Below are 23686 nucleotides of genomic sequence, written 5' to 3'. Positions count from 1 at the left end.
TTCTCTCCTTTTGAATCAATTTTTTTATTTCTGAATTAATGATGTTCCTGTCATCTCTTTTGGTTTTTCAAGACCAAGTAAGTCTAAAAGCGTTGGAGATAGATCGGCTAAAATGCCGCCTTCTCTAAGCGTCGCACCTTTTTTCGTCACGATGACTGGTACAGGATTCGTTGTATGTGCAGTATGCGGCTTTCCTTCTTCGGTAATGAGCACGTCTGCGTTACCGTGGTCTGCCGTGATGATGGCATGTCCGCCTTTTGCCAGGATTGCGTCGACTACAGCTCCTAAGCACTCATCTACTGCTTCAATGGCTTTGATTGTTGGCTCAAGCATACCTGAATGACCAACCATATCCGGGTTAGCAAAGTTCAGAATGATCGCATCATGCTTGTCAGCATTGATGTCTGCAACAAGTGCATCCTTTACCTCATAAGCGCTCATTTCCGGCTTGAGGTCATAGGTTGCCACATCTGGTGAATTGATTAAGATGCGGTCTTCACCAGGAAATTCTTCTTCACGTCCACCACTCATAAAGAACGTCACGTGAGGATATTTCTCTGTTTCAGCAATCCGCAGCTGTTTCAATCCATTTTGAGAAAGCACTTCTCCTACTGTGTTATCCAAATTCACTGGTTTGAAGGCAACATAACCATCAACCGTTTCACTGAAGTGTGTGAAGCAGACGAAGTGTAAATTCTTCGGATGAGCTTCTCCGCGGTCAAACGAGCGGAAATCTTCATTTGTGAAAGTATTCGAGATTTGGATGGCACGGTCTGGACGGAAGTTATAGAAAATCACAGAGTCGCCGTCGTTTACTTTTGCAACCGGCTCACCATTTTCTCTCGTAATGACAGATGGAATAACGAATTCATCGTAGATTCCATTTTCATAGGAGTCATCAACGACATCATAAATGTTTTGATAACTTGGGCCTTCACCATACGCCATCGCGCGGTACGCTTTCTCCACACGATCCCAGCGTTTGTCACGGTCCATTGAGTAATAGCGTCCAGAAAGTGTTGCCACTTCACCGACACCGATTTCTTTGATTTGTTCTTCCAGCTGTTTCAAGTACACTTTGGCTGTCTTCTGACCAACATCACGTCCGTCCAAGAAGCCATGAATGTATACCTTTGTTAAGCCTTCTTTTTTCGCCAGCTTCAGCAGGGCAAAAAGATGCTGAATGTGACTGTGAACACCGCCGTCTGACAAGAGTCCAAATAAATGAAGCGCCTTGTCATTCTCTTTTGCATAAGTCATTGCATCTAGGAACGTTTCGTTTTTCTCAAATTCCCCATCACGAATGGCAACATTCACTCTTGTTAAGCTTTGATATACAATGCGTCCTGCACCGATGTTCAAATGCCCAACTTCAGAGTTCCCCATTTGACCTTCTGGGAGGCCTACTGCCTCACCTGAAGCCGTTAAGGTTTGATGCGGGAATTCGTTCCAGTAGCGGTCGAAGTTCGGTTTCTTTGCTTGGGCAACAGCGTTACCGACTGTTTCGCCTCTTAAACCGAATCCATCTAAGATGATTAATGCAGCTGGTTTCTTACTCATATTGACCTTCCTCCAATAATTGAACGAAAGACTGAGGTTCTAAGCTTGCGCCGCCTACCAAAGCACCGTCAATATCGGATTCTGCCATATATTCTTTAATATTTGCCGGCTTCACGCTTCCGCCATATTGAATGCGAAGACTGTCTGCCGCTTCTTGACCAAATTCGCTTGCAACGGTTTGGCGGATGTGTGCGCAAACATCGTTTGCATCTTTCGCTGTAGAAGATTTTCCTGTACCGATAGCCCAGATTGGCTCATATGCAATAACAGATTCAGCTACTTGCTGCTTCGTTAAACCAGCTAGTGCCTTCTTCACTTGATCAGCGACAAGTTCATTTGTTTTGCCAGCTTCACGCTCTTCAAGCGTTTCACCTACACAAATAATTGGAACGATGCCATGCTTGAATGCAGCATGTGCTTTTTTGTTCACTGTTTCATCTGTTTCAGCAAAGAATTCACGGCGCTCTGAATGCCCAATCACTGAATAGCCGATGCCTAAATCTTTTAAAGCAGCAGGGCTGATTTCACCAGTGAATGCACCATTTTCTTCAAAGTGCATGTTTTGTGCACCAATTTTAAGGTCTGTTCCGTTTGAAAGGCTGTTTAGCTTTTCAAGGAAAAGAGCTGGCGCACAGACAATGGATTCCACTTTGTCAGGAGATGGAATAGATGACTTGACTTCTTCAACGAAGCTGACTGCTTCGCCAAGTGTTTTGTTCATTTTCCAGTTCCCAGCTATAATTGGTTTTCTCATGATTGACACTTCCTTATAGCAGTTTTGGTCTTATTTATCGTTTAATGCAGTAACACCAGGAAGTTCTTTGCCTTCCATAAATTCAAGTGAAGCGCCGCCGCCTGTAGAAATATGGCTCATTTGATCTGCAAGACCAAATTTCTCAACTGCTGCTGCTGAATCTCCACCGCCAATGACAGAATATGTACCTTTTGCTTCTGCCAGTGCTTCTGCGATTGCTTTTGTTCCTTTAGCGAATGCATCGATTTCAAATACACCCATTGGTCCGTTCCAGACAACAAGTTTACTGTTTTTAATAACGTCAGCATACTTGTCTCTTGTCTCTGTTCCAATATCAAGTGCTTCTAGATCACTTGGAATTTCAGAAATTGGCACAATGCTTGTATTCGCATCATTTGAAAAGTCGTCGGCTACCAGAACGTCTGTTGGAATCAGGAAGTTCACGCCTTTTTCTTTTGCACGGTCCATAAAGGATTTCGCTAAATCTACTTTGTCTTCTTCTAATAGAGATTTCCCTACTTCGTGGCCTAGTGCTTTCACAAATGTGTAAGCAAGTCCGCCGCCGATGATGAGGTTGTCCACTTTATCAAGAAGACTTTCAATCACACCGATTTTATCCTTTACTTTTGCGCCACCGATAATCGCTGTAAATGGGCGATCAGGGTTTGAAATGGCTTTTCCTAGAACCTCAAGCTCTTTTTGCATGAGGAAGCCTGAAACAGCCGGAAGATAAGCTGCAATACCAGCTGTGGATGCATGTGCACGGTGTGCAGCACCGAACGCATCATTGACATACACATCGGCTAAATCAGCAAATGCTTTTGATAATTCAGGATCGTTCTTTTCTTCACCAGGATAGAAACGAACGTTTTCAAGCACTAGCACATCTCCTTCTTTTAAGTCAGAGATTTGCTTTTTCACGTTGTCGCCGTAAGCTTCATCTGCTTTTTTCACTTCTTTTCCAAGAAGCTCTTGCAGACGTTTTGCCACAGGTGTCAGACGCAGTTCTTCAGTAACTTGACCCTTCGGACGACCCAAATGACTAGCTAGCAGTACCTTTGCGCCTTGTCCTGTTAAATACTCAATCGTTGGTAATGCTGCGCGGATACGAGTATCATCCGTCACTTCTCCGTCCTTCATTGGAACGTTAAAATCTACGCGGCAGAACACAACTTTGCCTTTTACATCAATGTCTTTTACTGATTTCTTATTCATGCTCGTCAGGAGATCCTCCTTTATTCTGGTTTCCTTACGCATTGGACAAGTCTCTCTTTATCCTTTTCCCATTTTGCCCTCATCAAAACGAGAAATCGTGCAGAACGGATAAATACAGAGAAAAAGGGAAAGGGATGCTTCCCCTTCCCTTGTCCGTCTTCATTATATCGTGTCTCTAGGAAAGAACCAAGTGAGTTCCTTCAGTGTGAGAAATTAAAGACCTTGTTTTGCAATGTAAGCTGCAAGGTCAACAACGCGGTGAGAATATCCGCTCTCGTTATCGTACCAAGAGATCACTTTCACCATGCTGCCTTCCATTACCATTGTAGAAAGAGCATCGATTGTTGAAGAGTTTGCATTACCATTGTAGTCACCAGATACTAATGGCTCTTCGCTGTAGCCAAGGATTCCTTTAAGTTCTCCTTCAGCTGCTTCTTTAAGTGCTGCATTTACGTCTTCAGCTGTTACATCTTGGTTTAATTCAGCAACAAGGTCAACTAAAGAAACGTTAGGTGTTGGAACACGCATAGCGCCACCGTTTAATTTACCTTTAAGTTCAGGCAATACAAGTGAAACAGCTTTCGCAGCACCTGTAGAAGTTGGGATGATGTTTTCCGCAGCTGCACGAGCACGACGGTAGTCTTTGTGCGGAAGATCAAGAATTTGCTGGTCATTTGTGTATGAGTGAACAGTTGTCATCATACCGCGTTTGATACCAAATTTATCGTTAAGTACTTTTGCAAATGGAGCTAAGCAGTTCGTAGTACAAGATGCATTAGAGATGACATCGTGGCTAGCTGCATCGTATTTGTCTTCGTTTACACCCATAACGATTGTGATATCTTCTTCGTTAGCAGGAGCAGAGATGATGACTTTTTTAGCGCCAGCTTCTAAGTGTTTAGCAGCGTCTGCACGTTTTGTGAAGAATCCAGTAGATTCAACAACGATTTCTACGCCTTGTTTACCCCAGCTTAATTTCGCAGGGTCACGTTCAGCTGATACTTCGATTGTTTTACCGTTCACTACTAAGTTTGTACCGTCTACAGAAACCTCTGCATCTAGTTTTCCGTGAACAGAGTCATATTGTAAAAGGTGTGCAAGCATGTTAGCATCTGTTAGATCGTTAACCGCTACTACCTCAACTTCAGGATTATTTAATGCTGCACGAAATACGTTACGTCCAATACGTCCAAATCCGTTAATACCGACTTTTACTGCCATGATGTTTCCTCCTTTTATAGGTAACAATGTTTTATATTGAGGGATCAATTGACTCCCTTAATAACTCTTTTGCGGCTCCTTCGTCTGTGACGAGAACCGTTCGGCGTGGTTTTTTGAAATAAGCTTCAATCGCCCCCGCCTTTGATGATCCACCTGCAACAGCAATGATGTTTGGAATGCTTTCTAGATCATCTAGCTGCATGCCGACGGAGTGCACTTTGTGTACGACCTCACCATCACGATTAAAGTAATAGCCAAAGGCCTCTGTCACTGCGTCATGCTCATCAATCTTTTTTAAATCTTCAGCTGGTGTATTTCGTCTCATCGCCATTGTTTTTGCTTCACCAATACCATGAATAAGCATCGTGGACGATTTAATCGTTTGAAGCACTTCTTTGACGGACGGCTCTTCAATAATGGAAGAGTAAGCACCTTCTGACAGCTGCCCTGGAACAAACAGCAGTTTGTAAGTACCGGAAGCTTTTTCAGCCATGTGGGCACAAATGGTGTTTGCCTGATTTTTTACATTCTCCCCAAGACCGCCTCTCGCAGGGACAAACATCATATCGCGGTTTTTGGCATCAGGGGTCATCATTTCGGCAACGGCTTCCATCGTCGTTCCGCCAGTGACGGCGACGATATTATTTCCAGTAAACCTTTTTTTCATGCATTGGACAGCAGCTCTTCCCATTTCTTGCTTCACCCACGGGGATTCATCACTGTCACCAGAAACGATCATGACTTCTTCCAGGCCTAACTTTCTCTTTAATGTATTTTCCAAAAAGGTTAAACCTAAAACGTCCTTCATCATTCCTTCAAGCATTTCAAGCAAAGCGTGACCCTCACTCGTCAGCATCATGCCGCTCGTTTTGACATCCAGCAGATTTTGTTCTTTTAAAAACTGAACTTCAGCTCGTAAGATTCGCTCGCTGAGACCAAGACTCGTCGCAAGACTTCTGCGGCCAATTGGTTCAGCTAATCTGATGTACTGCAAAATGTCGTAGCGTTTTTGCATAACAATGAGAAGATCTGGCAATAATTTTTTTTGAGCTTCCAATAAATGATTCATGGCTAACGACCCTTTCTTTTCACGTTGGACTAAAAACGTCCCACTGTGACAAAAAACGTCCCGCCACAGCCAAAAAAAATCAATCCCTGCTTTCTTTAATTATTTTAACAGGATAATCTTGCATTTTCAACTCTTACAAACACATTTAGACAAAAAATAGACACATTTTCACCGATAGCCTGCTTGTCATCAAGGTTCTTGCTATGATATTTCTTTTCAAAATATTTATTTTCTTTTATATAAAATGTATTCATGATTGAAAATGTGCATGCTGGTGAGATCAGCATGCACATTTTTTTCAGGACCTGCTTATGTTTTCGTGATGGTTCCAAGCTGTTTTGCCTCTTCCTTCGGTTTGATTTTGAGATAATAAATAATGTAGCAGGCAACCATGAACGGGATTCCGCAATAAAGACCGATCCGCTGATCCTCGATAAAAAATAAGCTGATGAGAACGATGCCAAATGCGATAAAGCCTGCTAGTGGAACAAATGGATAGAGCGGTGTTCGGAAGACGAGATCCTTTACATCTCCGCCGGCCTTTATGAATTGTTTTCTAAAGAAATACTGGGACAAACAAATGGACATCCACACCACAACAAGGACCATACCAGAAATTGAAATGAGCCACACATACACCGTTTTTGGTGCCACAACACTTGTCAGCAGGGATAGTGCAGATACAACCATTGTCACCAATAGTGCATTGATCGGAATTTTACGCTTGGACAGCTTTTTCGTAAAGTCAGGTCCTTTCCCGTCTTTCGAAAGCGCCCAAAGCATACGTGATGATGCATATAATCCAGAGTTTGCTACAGATAAGACCGCTGTGATGATGATAAAATTCATGATATCTGCAGCATACGGTATGCCGACCTTGTCCAGCACGACGACAAACGGGCTGTCGACGGTGCCTGCTGTCTGCCACGGAAGAAGTGCGGCCAGAACCGCAATGGATAAAACGAAAAAGACCATCGTTCTCCAAATAATATTTCGTATAGATCGCGGCAATGTTTTTTCAGGGCTTTCACTCTCTCCTGCTGCAATCCCTACAAGTTCTGTTCCTTGAAAGGAGAAATTGACCGTGACCATGGTTAATAAAATAGCAAAAACGCCGTTAGGAAATAGTCCGCCATGATCCGTCAAATGACGAAATAGAGGGGCTGGTTCTCCATCTTTCAGATGAATCATTCCGAAAATTGCGCCAATTCCAATGATAATAAACAATAGGATGGCAGCGACCTTAATGGCCGAAAACCAAAACTCGGTTTCAGCGAAGCTGCGAGCTGAGATGGCATTCACGGTAAATAAAATCACGCTAAATGCAAGACACCACAGCCAAACAGGGATATCTGGGAACCACCTTTGGAGCAAAATGCCTGCTGACGTAAACTCCAGTCCTATTGTACATGCCCAGCTAAACCAATAAAGCCAGCCGATCATAAAGCCTGTGGACGGACCTATATATTTGGTTGCATACTCCTGAAAGGAACCCGCTGTCGGCATCGCCACCGCTAATTCTCCAAGACACAGCATCACCAAATACATTAACAATCCGCCAATGATAAAGGATAGAATGGCTCCCCCGGGTCCAGCCTGATGGATAATGAGTCCTGACCCAAGGAAAAGACCGGTACCTATGACGCCTCCTAAGGCAATCATAAAGAGATGCCTGCTTTTCATGGAACGCTCTAGTTCATTATGCTGCTCTTGCTTCAAATCATTTTCCCCACTTTCACTCTTCTATTCATCATCCTTTGACAAAATTCGCTGTTCGTTGAAAGAAAAAGGGAGAAAGTGAAGGTTTCTCCCCCTTTGACATTTATGCTTGAAATAATGCTTCAATATGACCAATCGCCCAGTCTAAATCTTCTTTAGATATCGTGAGAGGCGGTGCAAAGCGGATGACGGTCTCATGGGTTTCCTTACATAACAGTCCTGCTTGTTTCAGCTTCTCACAATAAGGTCTCGCTGCATCTGTCAGCTCCATGCCGATAAATAATCCACGGCCGCGCACTTCCTTGATGACAGGACTTTGAATGCGCGTGAGTTTGTCTTTTAAGTATTCGCCAAGCTCCATAGAACGCGCTGCAAGGTTTTCGTCGATTAAGACATCCAGTGCAGCCAGCGACACCGCACACGCAAGAGGATTTCCACCGAAGGTAGAGCCGTGAGATCCAGGGTTAAACACACCTAATATATCGCGGTTTGCTACCACACACGAGATTGGGAATACACCGCCGCCTAAAGCTTTCCCAAGAATCAGCATATCTGGCTCAATGTCTTCCCAGTCACATGCAAACATCTTGCCTGTTCGCGCTAATCCGACCTGAATTTCATCCGCAATGAACAGCACATGTTCTTTTTCACAAAGCGCCTTCGCTTCCTTCAAGAAGCCTTCTGGCGGCATGACAATTCCCGCTTCTCCTTGAATAGGTTCGATCAGAAAAGCCGCTGTTTGTGGTGTGATGGCTTCACGTAACGCTTCAATATCTCCGTAAGGAATCAGTTTAATGCCTGGAAGCATCGGACCGAAACCTCTTTGATATTCTGCTTCTGAAGAAAGAGAAACAGCCGTCATCGTTCTGCCATGGAAGTTTCCAACGCACGCAATGATTTCTGCGCGATTGTCTTCGATTCCCTTGACGTCATAGCCCCAGCGTCTTGCTGCTTTTACAGCTGTTTCTACAGCCTCAGCTCCAGTATTCATCGGGAGTGCCATCTCTTTATTCGTCAGTTGACAAATTTTCTCATACCAAGGACCAAGCTGATCATTGTGAAAAGCTCTTGAGGTCAGTGTCACACGATCTGCCTGTTTTTTGAGCGCTTCAATAATACGGGGATGGCGATGGCCTTGGTTCACTGCGGAATACGCACTCAGCATATCCATATATCGATTGCCTTCAGGGTCTGTCACCCAAACTCCCTCAGCCTCTGAAATCACAATTGGCAGCGGATGATAGTTTGCCGCACCGTATTGTTCGGTTTGTTGAATCAATTCATTTGTCTGTGTCATCGTCTATTCCTCCTTCTATAAGCTAGCCTCTTTTTCATTAGGTTCATCTACACACATATGATATGCAAGGATCGTGCCAACTTTTTGCCCGCATCATGGCAGTGATTGATTTGGTTCTTTGCGCAAAATATTTTTGCATCTGCAAAATTTTTTAGAAGAAACCGCAAAATTTTTCATGTAAAATAGAGGTAACGTCTGGAGGTGGCGCAATGAAAGAAGATTCGTATACTGCAAAGCTCGAAAATGAGATTGATCTCTATAAACAAATGCTCGATTTAATAGATGTCGGGGTTCATGCAATTGACGAGAATGGCCATACTGTTGTCTATAATAAAAAAATGATGGAGATTGAGTCTTTGAAACGCTCTGATGTTCTCCATAAAAATGTATTAGACCTCTTCGTCTTCCAAGACGAAATGCACAGTACGCTTGTCCAAGCGCTGCGTACTGGGAAACAAACTGTTCACGCAAAGCAGACGTATCATAATTACAACGGAAAAGAAATCACAACCATTAATCATACATACCCGCTCGTTCGAGACGGCCTCATCCAAGGAGCAGTTGAAATTTCGAATGATGTGACCAAGCTGGAACGGTTGATTCACCACAATATGAAGAAAAAAGGAAGCACACGATTTACCTTTGATTCCATTATTGGACAAAGTCCTGCGTTTTTAGAGGTGATTGAGCATGCAAAACGAGCGACACGCACCTCTTCCTATGTGCTCATTGTTGGAGAAACAGGAACAGGAAAAGAACTATTCGCTCAAAGCATTCATAACGGCAGCAGCCGGTCATCTGGACCATTTATTACCCAGAATTGCGCGGCACTGCCTGATAATCTCATTGAAAGTCTGCTCTTTGGTACGCAAAAAGGGGCTTTTACAGGCGCAACTGATCAGCCCGGCTTATTTGAACAGGCACAGGGAGGTACACTGCTTCTAGATGAGATCAACTCATTAAATCCTGGTCTTCAAGCAAAACTGCTGCGCGTATTACAAGAGAAGCGTGTGAGAAGGTTGGGCAGCACAAAAGAAATCGCAGTTGATGTAAGAGTCATTGCCAATATGAATGAGGACCCTGTAGATGCAATCGCAGGCGGACGCATGCGCAAGGATTTATTTTATCGGTTAGGTATTGTCACCTTATTTATTCCGCCGCTTTCTGAGCGAAAAGAAGATATTCCTACGTTTGTCAGTCATTTTATTCAAAAATATAATGAGCTGTTTCAAATGAAGGTGAAGGCGGCTGACGAAGAGGTACTAGCCCTTTTTCAAGCGTATGATTGGCCGGGTAATGTACGAGAACTGGAGCATGTGATTGAAGCGGGGATGAACATGATGATGGATGAGGATTACTTAAGCATGCATCATCTTCCATATCATTTTAGATTTAAACATAGGGAAGGTCGTCCTGCAGCGCACTTACAGACGAATCCTTTGCAGCATACCGCAGCAGCTGACACGTTTATTTATACAAGCCCAGAACATACGACTGATTTTCAAACCCAAATGGAACGATTCGAAAAACAATACATCGTCCATTACTTAGAAAAAATGGACGATAATATTTCACAGACTGCAAAGATACTGGGCATGAGCAGGCAAAGTCTGCAATATCGCATGAAAAAGCTGCATATTTCTCGTTAATAATAGAGCTGTGCCCTCATTCGGCACAGCTTACTGTGGTTCTGACTCTTCTGCCGGTTCTTGAATCACATCACTCAGCAGTTTTTCTACATTTTTTAAATGCGTGAGCATCGCTCTTTCTGCTTCTTCTGGCTGTCTTGCCAAGACTGCTTTGTAAATGTGTTCATGTTCTTTGTAAAGCTGCCGAATGGAGGCTTTCCTTGAAAACAAGACGACTTTTCTCGTTTCCCGCATCGTTTCTACCAGCAAGGTGGAGACCTGATTCATTAACGCTTTTAATAAATCATTCTTTGAGGCTTTGGCTATGGCAAGATGGAAGGAGAGGTCTGCCTCTTCACCAGTTTCTTTATGTGCTTCTGCGAGTTTCATTTGTTCAAGTGCCTCACGCAGCTGATGAAGGTCATCGTCCGTTCGCATGAGCGCTGCTTTTTTGACAGCACCCGTCTCAATAATGGTTCTTAATTCAAGGAGCTGTGTGACATCATGCTGCTCCATCAAAAATGCTGGAGACAGGCTAAATGTGAGCTGCTCAGGATCAAACTGCTTCACATACGTGCCTTCCCCTTGCTTCATCTCTATTAATCCGATCGCTTTGAGAGCAGACAGTGCCTCTCTTACAGCAGAACGGCTGACTTGAAAGCTTTCTGAAAGCGCTTGAACCGAATCTAATTTTTCCCCTGGAAGAAGCTCACCTGTACGAATGGATTCAATTAATGCATCCGCAATTTCTTCATATATTTTTTTCGTTTTGATTTGTTTATATTTCAATTGGTTTCACCTCATCACTGTTGTCTATCCCTATCGGCTCATGCCCTATCTTATACTTTACCCCAAAATTTCCGATCACACGTCTCCCCTCTTTAATTTTCAAGAAATCTTTGAGCTGCCTTGCTTTCAACAAAAAAAGAAGCACGTGCCATGTTCTGGCAAGTACTTCTTTTTAATCATATCGCTTCCGCAGCGTAGAGGACGGAAGATTCATTTGTTCGCGATATTTTGCAATGGTTCTGCGCGACGCGCGGATACCAAAGGTTTGCTGAAGCAGCGTCATGATTTGCTGATCTGAATACGGTTTTTTCTTATTTTCCGTTTGGATGAGCTCTGCAATGTGCGTTTTGACTGTATAGCTGGACGCCTCTTCTAGCGAATGCCCTTCTAATTTTGCCTGGAAAAATTGTTTCATTTCCATGAGACCATAAGGGGTTTGCACCATTTTCCCTTTTACAGTCCGGCTCACTGTTGACTCATGCACTTGCAGTATATCTGCGATCCGCTTCATCGTAAGCGGTTTCATTTTATGTTTCCCTGTAAGGAAAAAATCCGTTTGATGTGAGATAATCTCACGAACGACATGAGTCATCGTTTGCTTTCTTTGCTTCAGCGCTTGGACAAGCCAGTTGTACTGCTGCTCTTTTTCCTTTAAATACGTGTATGCTTCATGCCGCTTTTGTTCTTGAATCATGGCGAAATAGCCTTCATTCATTTCAACGTCTGGAAAAGCGCGCTGATTCAGCTCAAATGTGATGTGATCCTGCATCACATTAATCGTCACATCAGGCTCTATATACACATGCTCTTCATCATATGAGAAATGAAGGCCTGGTCTTGGTTCAAGCTGAGACACTACATCTTGTACCGCTTGGAGCATTTTCATTGAAACGCCTGTTTTCGCCGCAATTTCCTTCCAAGCCTTTCTGGCAAAAAGAAAGAAATGCTCTTCGATGATCAGCTCGGCTTCATACCAGCGTTCCTTTTTTCTTCTCAGTTGAAGGAGGATGCATTCCTGCAATGATCTTGCGCCAATACCGGCAGGCTCTAGGGATTGCAGCTGATGAAGGACGGCTTCTACTTCTTCAGCTGGCACCTCTAAGACAGCTGCCATTGCGTCAATCGGCTCATTTAGATAGCCATTGGAATCAATGGACTCAATCATAAAGTAAAAGATTCTTTGATTCTTTTCACTTAAATTTAAATCAATCGCCTGTCTTTTTAAAAACATTTGCAGGCTTTCTTTTTGATGGGTTCGATACGGCTCTGTCATTCGATCTTGTGATTTTTTATGATAAACTGGTTGGTAGCTGTCCGTGTCTTTCCGCTCAATCAGAGGGTTCTCAAGTGCTAACTGGTCAAGATACTCGCCGAGCTCTGTGCAATTCAGCTGCAGCAGCGTAATGGCCTGCCTGAGTTCTGGTGTGAGCACCTGCTTTAATACCTGTTCTTGTTGCAGTTTAAGGCTCATTGTCTCCCCTCCCTCTCATCATTTTACATGAAGATTGACGGACCGTATATACGAAATAGGAGTGATTTCTATGTCTGAACTTTTTTCCGTTCCATACTTTGTCGACAACTTGAAACAACACATCGCCATGAACCAAAATGAAGACAAGGTTCATGCCATGAATGCCTATTACCGCTCCGTGGTGTCAACACTTGTTCAAGACCAGCTGACCAAAAATGCGGTTGTATTGAAGCGAATTCAGCATCTTGATGAAGCCTATCAAAAGGTGAAAAAAGAAAGCGAATGAACGAAAAAGAACACCCTTTGTCAAGATGGCAAAGGGTGTTTATCATATGCGAAAAGTTTCTGATCCAGCCTCGATTTATACATCATCAAAAAGCCAGACCGCCCTATAGTATAGATGATAAAAGCAAACCATAGGCCATGATTGTGCCAAATGGGCGTGACCGCGGTTTGAACTACGATAAACAAAATCATCGCAAACAGCATCGAATTTCTAACAGGGGCAATTTCTGTCGCACCTGTAAATACGCCGTAAATGACCAAACCGAAACAAGCTGCAAACGGATAAAGAACGAGCCAGTCTGCATAGCGTAATGTCACATCAAGCAGCTGAGGGAGATTTGTAAACAAGCTCAATATCGGCTCTTTTAATAGAAAATAAACCGCCGCAATGACACATGCCATGACAAGTGCCCACTGCCTCGAAAGGGTTAAGGTTCTTTCATAGAGGGAGCGGTCATTTGCACCAACTGATCGGCCAACAAGGATGCTGGACGCATTGGCAAAACCATCGAACAAATAAGCCATGATGTAGTGAATTTGAAATAAGATGGCGTTCGCTGCCAGCAGCTCTGTACCAAAAGAAGCGCCTTTTGCGGTAAACATGTTGATGACCACCAGCAGACAGATCGTACGAATAAACAAATCTTTATTCACATGAAACATTTTCCGCACTGCCTGAGTATCCATGATTTTCTTGATGGAAGGCATCTGGATTCCGTTTGACGAATGTTTCATGATGATCCATGCCCCTAACACAAAAGCGGTTAGTTCAGATATCAATGTCGCAGCCGCAACTCCTTTGACCGCAAACGAAAACACATGAACAAGCAGAAATGCAAGAGCCATATTCATGACATTGATCAAGATTTGTAAAGAAAGGGCTTCTTTCATTTTTGCCATCCCCATCAGCCAGCCCAATATGACATAATTCATTAAAGTAAATGGCGCTCCCCAAATGCGAATATGAAAATAGTCTGCGGCAAATTGACGGACATCAGCATCAGGAGAGATCACTAGAAAGGCAGATTGAATGATCGGCCATTGCAGGGCAATAAAACAAAGTCCGACGATGATGGCGACGAAAAATGGTCTTAAAAAAGCAAGAACACCTTGCTCCTCATTCTGCGCTCCGTTTGCCTGGGCGGCAAAAGCAGATGTACTGACCCGCAAAAAACCAAACAGCCAATATAAAGTACTAAAAATGAGACTGCCAACTGCGACGCCTCCAATATAAGCGGGGTTTGCAAGCTGACCGACAACTGCTGTATCAACAGCTCCAAGTAATGGAGTAGTCATCGTAGAAATCGTTAAAGGAATGGCCAAAGCTAAATACGCTCGATGGTTCACGCTGCCACCTGCCTTTCATGAAAAATAGCCTCTTCTAAAAGAGGCGCAGTTTGCCTGCAAAGGGCTAAAATGCTTTATGTTCGCCCTTTGTCTTTTTTTCAGCTTGAGACCTACACGCTGAGGCATTGATAAAATGAAGATTTACCGAACCGGTCTGCCAATCGTTCGTGACAAAGGATGGTCTGCGAGCATTGCATTTCTCATTTTCCGCACCGCTTCCTCTTCTGATGAAAAGAATTCATCCTTTGATTGAAATTGGACAGCAAGCTCTCCTTGATCAAGAATCGCCAATTGATCACTTAAGTGATAGGCTGCTGTCATATCATGTGTAATAAATAAGTAAGCCACACCCAGCTCCTTCTTTAATTCTACTAATAAATCTAAAATGACAGCCTGTGTGACCATGTCTAAGCTGCTGACAGATTCATCAAGTACAATGAGCTTTGGCTGGAGCAATAAGGCTCTAGCGATGTTGATCCTTTGCAGCTGGCCGCCGCTGAATTGGTGTGGATATTTAGACAAATCCTTTTCACCGAGCCCGACTCTTTCCAGCCAGTGAATCAGCACGTTTTTACGTTCCTTTCGGCTCATAGTTTCATAGTTTTCAAGCGGCTCAGATAAAATTTGTTCGACTGACCACCTTGGATTTACCGCCGAATAGGAATCCTGAAACACCGCTTGCACATGCCGGCGAAAATGCTTACGTGTTTGCTGATCTGCACGATAGACATCCTGACCTTCAAAAAGAACCTGTCCAGCTCTTGGTTTCTCTAGACCAAGTATGATGCGGCCAAGTGTACTTTTCCCTGCGCCGCTTTGCCCCAGCAGCCCAAGGCAGGTGCCTTCTTCAATAGTTAAATCGACGCTTTTCAGGACAGGGGCCGCTCCTTTTTTTCTCATTAGAAACGACCGGCTGGTGTATGCATGACTGACTGCTTTCACTTCTAATAAATGCAAGGGCCTTCTCACCTCAAATCGGGCAAACAGCTGGGATCGATGGACGAGCTGCTAATAGTTTTTTTGTATAATCATGCTTTGGTTGTTCAAAAAGCTCAAGAACTCCTGCCTTTTCAACAATTTCTCCTTGTTTCATGACGACAACTTGATCTGCCATTTCAGCAATGACACCAAGATCGTGGGTAATCAGTAAAATGGCCGTTCCATAGTGATGACGAATTTGGTTCAGATGCTGAAGGACCCGTTTCTGATTGTGTACATCTAATGCAGTTGTCGGCTCATCTGCAATGATGAGGGGCGGGTGCATACAGGCAGCCATGGCGATCATGACACGTTGCAGCATTCCTCCGCTTAATTCAAAGGGATACTTGTTGAACAGCTGGTCTGGCTGCGGCAGGTTCATTTGCGCTAACGCATCCATTGCCTGTGCTCGTGCCTGCCTTTTACTGACAGCAGTATGCCGGCGGATCGTTTCAACCAGCTGATGGCCGATTGTCCATACTGGCGTAAAGCTGTTCATTGGATTTTGCATAATATACGAGATGTCTTTGCCCCGAATGGACCGCATATCCTTTTCACTTATACCGATCAATTCTCGTCCTTGTAATGTGATACTGCCAGTGACTTCAGTTGTTTTTCGATCAAGCATATGTAAGATCGACATACTTGTCACTGTTTTCCCGCAGCCGCTCTCACCAATTAATCCAAGGATTTGACCGCGCCCTACTTCAAACGAGACTTCTTGAATAAGAGGGGTTGTCCCTTGAGGTGTTTTCGTATGCACATGCAGGTTCTCTACTTGTAAAATGGACTCTTGCACATTGATCATTCCTTTACACACGGCGTTTGATGCCATATTTCTCTGAAAGGGCTTCTCCTAGTAAATTAAACAGAACCACCACAGCCATGATCACAAGACCTGGGTACAGCATTAACTGAGGATTCGTTTGAATGTAAGACTTCCCTTCATGAATCATCGCTCCCCATTCAGGCATAGGAGGCTGAACCCCTAATCCGAGGAAAGACATCGCAGAAATGTCCATAATTGCCCAGCCCATTTCAAGTGTTCCAATAACTGCTAATGGCGGCAGAACATTTGGAATCATATGCCTTCTCATGATGTTCCAGTGCGAAGTCCCACTGATCTTCGCAGCTGCAATAAAGTTCTGTTCTTTTAAACTGAGCACCATTCCTCGGAAGACGCGCGCATAATACACCCATTGCACAAGCATCAAGGCAAGTACGACTTGAGAAAGTCCCGGACCGAAGATGCCGACTAATCCAAGGATCAGCACGAGGTTTGGAAATGCCATGACGCCGTCACAGATTCTCATCAATACGTGATCGATCCAGCCGCCTTTGTATCCTGAAAACAGGCCGACAATTAAACCAATGAATAACGAAGAAAGAAAGATTAATAACGCACAGCCGAGCGAAACACGCGCACCATATAAAATACGAGATAAATTGCATCGTCCTAATTGATCTGTTCCAAGAGGATACTCCCACGAAGACCCCTTTAGCTTCATCGCTAGATTGACAGCAGCCGGATCATGTGGAGCAATCCATGGTGCACATATTGTCACAATCAGCAGGAGACCGAGCAGCAGGGCGCAGATCGAGATCATCTTTTGATGAGCGAAGAGATGTTTTACTTTTGTCATCATTGCTGGCGGCCTTCCTTTCTAGAAATACGAGGGTCAATGATTAACTGGACCAAGTCCACGATCAAGCTGCTCACGATAAAAATACAGGCTGACATGAGGACATAAAATTGAATGACAGGCAGATCCCGGTTAAAGATCGCTTCAATAAAAAAGCGGCCAAACCCTGGCCATGAGAAAACGGCCTCTACAATAATGGTTCCGGTCAAGAGCTTGCCAAGGTTCACCCCAAGTCCGGTCAGCATCGGCGATATCGCAATTCTGAACACATGCTTGAACATGATCGATTGTTCCTTCAATCCTCTAATTCTCGCATATTGAACGAAAGGCTCTTGAAGCGCCTCACTCACACTTGACCGTAACAGCCTTGTATACGTAGCAATTAAAGGGACTGCCAGTGTGATCGACGGCAGAATGAGATGCTCCCATGTTCCGATTCCTTCAACTGGTAAAAGGTCGAGCTTCACTGAAAAAAAGAAGATGAGCAAATACCCCAAGACAAACGTCGGGATAGATGCTCCTAAGAAAGAAATGAGCCGGCTCACATGATCAATGGCGCCATTTTTCCTCATGCCGCTGAAAAAGCCGAGCGGAATGCTGACACAAATAGCGATCAGCAGACTGGTAAGAGCCAATTGAATCGTCGCCGGTATTCGATAAATCACCTCATCAACGACAGGCTGATTGGACATATACGACCGGCCAAAATCAAGATGAATGACTTTTTCAATGGTATGAAGATACTGCATATAAAATGGTTCATCTAAGCCAAATTCACTTCGTTTTTGCGCTAATATTTCATCCGTAGGCTGGATATGAGCCGCTGCTAAATATGCCTCAGCCGGGTCAACTGGCGAAAGGTGAATCATACCAGTTGTGAGCAGTGTGGCTAATAAAAATACAGGAATAATTGATAGCACTCGTTTGACGATATAGCGGCCCATTTCCTTACCTACCTTCTGTTACTTCAGCTTAATGCCTGTGAAAGGATGTTCATCACGATTCGCAGGGAACTCAAAGTCCTTCACAGCTTTTTGATAAACGGCTGTCTTTTTAAAATAAGAGATTGGCACAATTGCCCCTTGATCCTGTAAAGAGGATAAAACGGACGAATACAGTGCTTTGCGTTTCTTTTCATTTGTTGTTGATGGAATTTCGGTCATTTCTTTGATCAGCTTTTCCTTATTTGGGTAGGCTGAGATGGCTTCTTTGAATCCAAAACCATCTGATGAGAGAACGTTCATAAATGTATGCGGATCATACGGCGCTCCGTAGTTGCTAAAGAAGTTCATATCAAACTTATTGGCTTTAAAGCGTTGAACCTGTGTTGCCAAATCCACACCCTCAAGTTTGACGCCAACGCCAACGGCTGCCCATTCTGCTTGCAGCGTTTCCGCCATCGCTTTTTGAATCGATTCCGCTGAGTCATACATCATACTAAACTCAAGCTTTTTCCCATCTTTTTCACGAACGGATTTTCCTTTTGGAAGTGTCCAGCCCGCTTCATCCAGCAATGCTTTGGCTTTGTCCACATCATATTTGAAAGACTTCACTTGAATGTGTGACGTATACGGCATGTTTGTCGGCAAGATGTGATCTGCTTCATCCTCTAAACCTGAGGTGACCCCTTCTACCATTGATTTTTTATTGAAGGCATATTGAAGGGCATGACGCACTTTCTCATCTGACAGCTGATCCACTTTTGTGTTCATAACAAGCTGTCTCGTTGCAACAGGCTCTGACATTTTCGTTTCATACTTGCCGCTTGCCTCCAGCTGTTTGTAGGAATCAAGGCTAATGGTTCCTTCTCCGTAAAGTAAATCCACATCACCTTTTTCAAATGCCATGACTCTCGTTTCCGCATCTGGGATGACCTTTACCTTGATTTCTTTTACCTTTGGTTTTTCTCCCCAATAATGATCGTTTCGTTCGAAAATGGCATAATCATCTTTCTTATATGTTTTTAAAACCCAAGGGCCTGTCCCCACTGGTTTTTCAATTCCTTTTGACGTATCTCCATTTTTAGGGAAACCTGCTTCACCTAAGAAACGAACTGGACGAACAACGGCTAATTCTTGCACAGTTGGATAGTATGGTGCTGTTAATGTGAGTTTAAATGTCTTTTTATCAACGGCTTCTGTCTTTTTGATTTTCTTAATGACACCTAACCAGCTATGTAAATCTTTATTTTTTAAAATCGCATCGAAGTTCTTTTTGACAATGCCCGCATTAAATTCAGAGCCGTCTGAGAATGTCACTCCGTCTCTTAAATGGAACGTATACACCTTGCCATCCTTTGAAACATCCCATGATTTCGCTAATTCCGGTTTCAGCTTTCCATTCTTTTGATAGCTGACCAGCGGCTCATAAATCATTGATTGCGCAAACAATTGTGATGGATTGTATATGTGCGGGTTCATTTCACCGATATCTCTTGGCCATGCCATTGTGATCATATCAGGATGATCCTTATTGCCTTCTGCTCCATTGTTTGTTTGAGAGCAGCCTACTAGTAAAAAGAAAATAAGCAGGAAAGGTAACGCTGTATTTATTTTAATTTTCGGAAAACTTTTCCAAATAGACATAAGTTGATCCTCCTAATTGATGCTGATAATCATTTTCATTTTAAGGAGGAAGGCACCTGTTGTCAATATCATATTTGAAACGAAATGACAACATTTATTCCGATTTATTCCATAAATTGAGGAATTTGATAGAAAGAGAGGCAGGCTGCTTACGTATGAGCAGCCTGTGAAGAGGTAAATGTTTTTTCTCGCAGTACGTCGTGGAGTATATGGATGATACGCTCCTGATCTGCCTCTGTCATGCTCGTTCCAGACGGAAGACAAAGCCCCCTCTCAAATAACAGCTCAGATACAGGAGTCCCTTTTTCCGCAGTATAAAAAGAGCAATGACGAAAGAGCGGCTGCTGGTGCAGCGGCTTCCATACATGCCTTGCTTCGATTTGTTCTTTTTCTAAAGCACCAATGATATCTGCTGGAGACAATTGTTTATCACGATCAATGGTCAATGCCGTCAGCCAGCGGTTGGATTTCGTTTCTTGATATTCTGGCATCAAATGAAGACCTTCTGCTTCTGATAAAGCGTCCTGATAACGGTGAAAAATGCGGCGCTTTTGTTCAACACGCTCGTCCAGTACTTCCATTTGTGCAATCCCGACACCTGCTAAGAGGTTGCTCATGCGATAGTTGTATCCCATCTCTTGATGCTCATAGTGCATAGCATGTTCTCTGGCCTGTGAAGCAAGAAAACGGCATCGTTCAATTGCAGCTTCATCATCACTCACAAGCATTCCGCCCCCTGACGTTGTAATGATTTTATTTCCATTAAAAGAATAGATACCGAACCTGCCCATTGAGCCGCTTTTTCTTCCTTTATACAGCGCACCTAACGATTCAGCCGCATCCTCAATGACTGGTACATCATATGCTTCACACAAAGCCATGATCTCGTCCATTTTTGCGCTTTGCCCATATAAATGGACAACGATGACCGCGCGGGGTTTTTTCCCAAGACGTTTTGATTCAACAAAGGCTTTCTCTAAAGCGAGCGGGCACATATTCCACGTCTCTCTTTCAGAATCAATAAAAACGGGCTCCGCTTGTTCATATAAAATCGGATTTGCCGTTGCAACAAACGTGAGGGTGGAACAAAAGACAATGTCTCCTTTTTGAACACCTATCAGCTTTAAAGCAAGGTGAATCGCTGCTGTTCCTGAGGATAAAGCCGCTCCTGTCTTCACTCCTGCATAGTCCGCCACTGCCTGCTCAAATTCATTCACAAGCGGTCCAAGCGGCGCAATCCAGTTGCTCTTGAAAGCTTCCTCTATTTTTAGAGACTCTTTTCCGCTCATATGCGGAGGAGATAAGTAAATTCGCTTTCTTACTTTCATCACTTCCCACCTTCTCTCCGATCTTTGATTTCCATTGCAGGAATTCCTACAGCGACCTTCTGATCATGTATATTTCTTGTCACTGCCGCTCCAGCGCCAATGACCGTCCAGCTTCCGATCGTTGTACCGGGTGTTACCACGGCACCTGCCCCAATATGCGCACCCTCCCGCACGGATACACCGCCAGTCAGCACCGCGCCTGGTGACAGGTGCACAAACGATTCGAGCATGCAGTCATGCTCTACGATAGACCCTGTATTTATAATCGTATGCTCACCGATGGCTGCATCTGCTTGAATCACTGCCCTTGCCATCACGACAGTCCCCCTTCTAATGACAGCTGACGGACTCATAACCGCCTCTGGGTGAATAAGTGTGGCATATGCTGTGTCTTCAAATGAGAGGCGTTCCTTGATGAGCTGTCTGATCTCATTTTGCCCAATCGCAATCAGCCATTTCATATGAGGCATTGTCTCTCTCAGCTTCTCACTCATGGAGATCGGTCCATACAAAATCCCGCTTTGAGTGACCGTCTTTTCAAATTGATCATCTAACACCGCACATAATGAGTAATCGGAATGTGCAAAAATGACATCCTGAATGACTTTACTATGTCCTCCGGCCCCAATTAAACCAATGGTTTGCTCATGACATATCGGTTCCTTTGAATTTTTCAGCTGTGGCATGATGTGGCTGCTGCACCCCCTCTGTTTTCATGACTTTCAGCAAGGTCATCCATAAAATTTTCATATCGAGCCAAAACGATTGATGCTCGACATACCAAAGGTCATAGGTGAATTTCTCCTCCCAGGAAAGCGTATTCCGGCCGTTTACCTGTGCCCATCCTGTTATGCCGGGCTTCACAAGATGACGCCTTGCTTGTTCTTCTGTATACATAGGCAAATACTCCATCAAAAGCGGTCTTGGCCCGACGAGACTAAGCTCTCCTTTGAGTACATTGACAAGCTGCGGCAATTCATCAAGACTAAGCTTTCGAATCAAGGCGCCGGTTTTTGTTAATCGCAGATGATCTGGCAGCAGCACCCCATGTTCGTCGCGTTCATCGGTCATCGTCCGAAATTTATATAGCATAAAAGGCCGGCCATACAGACCAGGCCGCTTCTGCCGAAACACCACAGGCGTTCCAATTTTCCATCTAATCAATCCATAGATGAGAAGAAAAAGAAGACTGCCTGCGATGAGCAGCGTCAATGCCACCGTCACATCTATCACTCTTTTCATTATTGCATCTCCTTTTCATATTAGCGGGAGACCGCATGTTTTACCTTACGCATCAGCTGCATCCGCTCTCGTTTCGTTCCTGCAAACAGATACAAGTAGCCCATATAGAGAATGAAACAAAGCCCGCTAATACAAAACAGCTCCCACCATGAAGTCACGTTATATACCGCCTGAATCCCTGCGCAGACGCCCCAAATGAATAGCGCTCCTGCAAGCGGAACCAGCGTATGTTTATAAAAGATGGTGTGTTTCTGATTCGTGATGCTGGCCGTATAAAATGGCAGAAACACGATATTTTTGATCAATAAAACCATTGCCCCTGCTGATGCAATGCCATATAAACCTAGCTGCAGCATATGAGTCAATCCATAAGCAAAAAGCACATTCGACACACCTAATATAAGTGTGACAACCGCAGGAACTTTCAATCGATTAAACACGGTCGGCACATATGTGAGCGGTAAAAACATCAAGGTCAAACATAAATAAGCCGCATGAATCATGAGGAGCCATTTCAGCTCTTCAAAGGCAGGCCCAAGCCATAAAAGCATGAGCGGACCAGCAAGACCTCCTAGAAGTGCGGCTGGGAACGCAACAAATAAGCCGCTCCACTTAATAGCGTTTGCAGCATATTGAATGAGTCCCTCTTTGTCCTGATTCGAATAAAATTTTGTGATCGTTGGTGCAAACACAACGGCCAGTGTCCCTGCCAGTGTGCGTAATAATAATGGAAACTGTAAAATCGCCGCATACTGGCCCGTTGCTTCAGCTCCAATGAGCAAGTTGGTCATCAATAAATCAATTTGTAAAAACAACAAAATCCCCATTTGCTCAAATGAATGCCAGACCCCTGATCGAACAAGAGTGAGACTAGACGATAATGAGACGTGCCGCCACTTAAACGAAAACCAAGGGATGAGTTTCTTAAAATAATAGATACCGATTCCCATAGCCGCTAAGCTTCCAATGACGGCCGCAAGTGGAATATGCCAAATGGCTGGTGTCGTCCATGTAAACAGGATGACAATCATCAGTGCCCTCAAAAACATTTGAATCGCCTGTCCAACACTTGATACATAGAGCTTATTCGCATAAAACGGTGCAGCCCCAATGCCAGACATGACGAAATTGAGCATAAATAAAAGACCCCCTAAAACAAAGGCGGTCTGTGTGTCTTTTGCGAGATGAACAGGCACATGAAGCCATTCAACCAGCTGATGAGACACGAAAAGACAAAGCAAAAAGAGACTGATAGATAGTAAAAACGAACTGACGAAATAGGAAGCGAGATAGCGCTGCGCCTTCTCCATCTCTCCTTTATGAGCCGCCACAGAAAAAAATCGCACAACAACCGCACTTAACGAAGCCGTAATGACCGATAAATAGTTGATCATATTTTGCGTCAGATGGATTAAGCCAAATGCTTCCACTCCAAGCGTATGAACAATATAAGGTGTTAAACAAACAGACATGAGCATCATCAGGACAAACGTGATTAAGTTCGCACTGGCATTGTAAAGAAACGCTCGATTCATTGTGCTTTCACGCAGCGTTT

General features: G+C 43.9%; 21 protein-coding genes. 2 read left to right on the top strand and 19 right to left on the bottom strand.

Features of this window, described 5'->3' with window-relative positions; translation table 11 throughout:
* Nucleotides 1-24: 24 nt before the first annotated feature.
* The 7 genes from gpmI to NSS92_RS17525 all read right to left on the bottom strand — a co-directional run bounded on the left by gpmI (nt 25) and on the right by NSS92_RS17525 (nt 8835).
* Nucleotides 25-1560, bottom strand: coding sequence for a 2,3-bisphosphoglycerate-independent phosphoglycerate mutase (gene gpmI / locus NSS92_RS17555; RefSeq protein ID WP_267586667.1), 1536 nt, complete (start codon nt 1558-1560; stop codon nt 25-27).
* A complete protein-coding gene (gene tpiA / locus NSS92_RS17550) occupies nt 1553-2314 on the bottom strand; it encodes a triose-phosphate isomerase (protein ID WP_017359213.1) in 762 nt (253 codons plus the stop codon). The genes gpmI and tpiA overlap by 8 nt, the downstream gene beginning before the upstream one ends.
* A 30-nt stretch (nt 2315-2344) precedes the next feature.
* Nucleotides 2345-3529: a phosphoglycerate kinase gene (locus NSS92_RS17545; RefSeq protein ID WP_340869629.1), complete on the bottom strand. Its 1185-nt coding sequence runs from the start codon at nt 3527-3529 to the stop codon at nt 2345-2347.
* 213 nt (nt 3530-3742) lie between these two features.
* On the bottom strand, nt 3743-4750 hold the full coding sequence (gene gap, locus NSS92_RS17540; protein ID WP_007500174.1) for a type I glyceraldehyde-3-phosphate dehydrogenase: 1008 nt from the start codon (nt 4748-4750) through the stop codon (nt 3743-3745).
* A 31-nt stretch (nt 4751-4781) separates the two neighbouring features.
* Complete coding sequence (locus tag NSS92_RS17535) at nt 4782-5819, bottom strand: sugar-binding transcriptional regulator (RefSeq protein ID WP_267586669.1); 1038 nt, start codon at nt 5817-5819, stop codon at nt 4782-4784.
* 309 nt (nt 5820-6128) lie between these two features.
* Nucleotides 6129-7502, bottom strand: a complete 1374-nt coding sequence (locus tag NSS92_RS17530) for an amino acid permease (RefSeq protein ID WP_340870073.1) — start codon at nt 7500-7502, stop codon at nt 6129-6131.
* 139 nt (nt 7503-7641) lie between these two features.
* Nucleotides 7642-8835: an ornithine--oxo-acid transaminase gene (locus NSS92_RS17525; RefSeq protein ID WP_267586670.1), complete on the bottom strand. Its 1194-nt coding sequence runs from the start codon at nt 8833-8835 to the stop codon at nt 7642-7644.
* A gap of 209 nt (nt 8836-9044) precedes the next feature.
* Between NSS92_RS17525 and NSS92_RS17520 the strand changes: the two genes are divergently transcribed.
* Nucleotides 9045-10484 (top strand): sigma-54 interaction domain-containing protein, encoded by a 1440-nt coding sequence (locus NSS92_RS17520; protein WP_340869622.1) that lies wholly within the window; start codon nt 9045-9047, stop codon nt 10482-10484.
* A 30-nt stretch (nt 10485-10514) separates the two neighbouring features.
* Here the strand turns inward: NSS92_RS17520 and NSS92_RS17515 are convergent, their stop codons facing one another.
* Both NSS92_RS17515 and rpoN read right to left on the bottom strand, forming a co-directional pair.
* On the bottom strand, nt 10515-11252 hold the full coding sequence (locus NSS92_RS17515) for a FadR/GntR family transcriptional regulator (protein ID WP_340869620.1): 738 nt from the start codon (nt 11250-11252) through the stop codon (nt 10515-10517).
* 172 nt (nt 11253-11424) lie between these two features.
* Nucleotides 11425-12723: an RNA polymerase factor sigma-54 gene (rpoN, locus tag NSS92_RS17510; RefSeq protein WP_340869618.1), complete on the bottom strand. Its 1299-nt coding sequence runs from the start codon at nt 12721-12723 to the stop codon at nt 11425-11427.
* A gap of 70 nt (nt 12724-12793) precedes the next feature.
* Here rpoN and yvfG point away from each other — a divergent pair, with 70 nt between their 5' ends.
* Nucleotides 12794-13009 (top strand): protein YvfG, encoded by a 216-nt coding sequence (gene yvfG / locus NSS92_RS17505; protein WP_024423509.1) that lies wholly within the window; start codon nt 12794-12796, stop codon nt 13007-13009.
* Between the two features lie 20 nt (nt 13010-13029).
* On the opposite strand, the gene NSS92_RS17500 is transcribed toward yvfG, so the two are convergent.
* The 10 genes from NSS92_RS17500 to NSS92_RS17455 form a co-directional block, all read right to left on the bottom strand.
* Nucleotides 13030-14355, bottom strand: a complete 1326-nt coding sequence (locus NSS92_RS17500) for an MATE family efflux transporter (RefSeq protein ID WP_340869614.1) — start codon at nt 14353-14355, stop codon at nt 13030-13032.
* Between the two features lie 141 nt (nt 14356-14496).
* Nucleotides 14497-15312, bottom strand: coding sequence for a nickel import ATP-binding protein NikE (gene nikE / locus NSS92_RS17495; RefSeq protein ID WP_340869611.1), 816 nt, complete (start codon nt 15310-15312; stop codon nt 14497-14499).
* A gap of 13 nt (nt 15313-15325) precedes the next feature.
* Entirely contained in the window at nt 15326-16141 is an 816-nt protein-coding gene (gene nikD, locus NSS92_RS17490) for a nickel import ATP-binding protein NikD (RefSeq protein ID WP_340869607.1), read from the bottom strand.
* A 4-nt stretch (nt 16142-16145) separates the two neighbouring features.
* Nucleotides 16146-16979 (bottom strand): nickel ABC transporter permease subunit NikC, encoded by an 834-nt coding sequence (gene nikC, locus NSS92_RS17485; protein ID WP_340869605.1) that lies wholly within the window; start codon nt 16977-16979, stop codon nt 16146-16148.
* Entirely contained in the window at nt 16976-17920 is a 945-nt protein-coding gene (nikB, locus tag NSS92_RS17480; protein ID WP_267586678.1) for a nickel ABC transporter permease subunit NikB, read from the bottom strand. Before nikB ends, nikC begins: the two co-directional genes overlap by 4 nt.
* Before the next feature lie 18 nt (nt 17921-17938).
* Entirely contained in the window at nt 17939-19561 is a 1623-nt protein-coding gene (nikA, locus tag NSS92_RS17475; protein ID WP_340869602.1) for a nickel ABC transporter substrate-binding protein, read from the bottom strand.
* Nucleotides 19562-19710: 149 nt separating this feature from the next.
* Nucleotides 19711-20889, bottom strand: coding sequence for a DegT/DnrJ/EryC1/StrS family aminotransferase (locus NSS92_RS17470; protein WP_340869601.1), 1179 nt, complete (start codon nt 20887-20889; stop codon nt 19711-19713).
* A complete protein-coding gene (locus NSS92_RS17465) occupies nt 20889-21575 on the bottom strand; it encodes an acetyltransferase (protein WP_340869599.1) in 687 nt (228 codons plus the stop codon). Before NSS92_RS17465 ends, NSS92_RS17470 begins: the two co-directional genes overlap by 1 nt.
* On the bottom strand, nt 21535-22131 hold the full coding sequence (locus NSS92_RS17460) for a sugar transferase (RefSeq protein WP_340869597.1): 597 nt from the start codon (nt 22129-22131) through the stop codon (nt 21535-21537). The genes NSS92_RS17465 and NSS92_RS17460 overlap by 41 nt, the downstream gene beginning before the upstream one ends.
* A gap of 20 nt (nt 22132-22151) precedes the next feature.
* Nucleotides 22152-23666, bottom strand: a complete 1515-nt coding sequence (locus NSS92_RS17455) for an MATE family efflux transporter (protein WP_340869595.1) — start codon at nt 23664-23666, stop codon at nt 22152-22154.
* Nucleotides 23667-23686 lie beyond the last annotated feature (20 nt).

It is taken from the genome of Bacillus sp. FSL M8-0166, assembly GCF_038008825.1.
GTDB lineage: Bacteria > Bacillota > Bacilli > Bacillales > Bacillaceae > Bacillus > Bacillus safensis.
The sequence above is the reverse complement of the archived record's forward strand: the minus strand, read 5'-3'. Positions and strand labels throughout refer to the sequence as shown.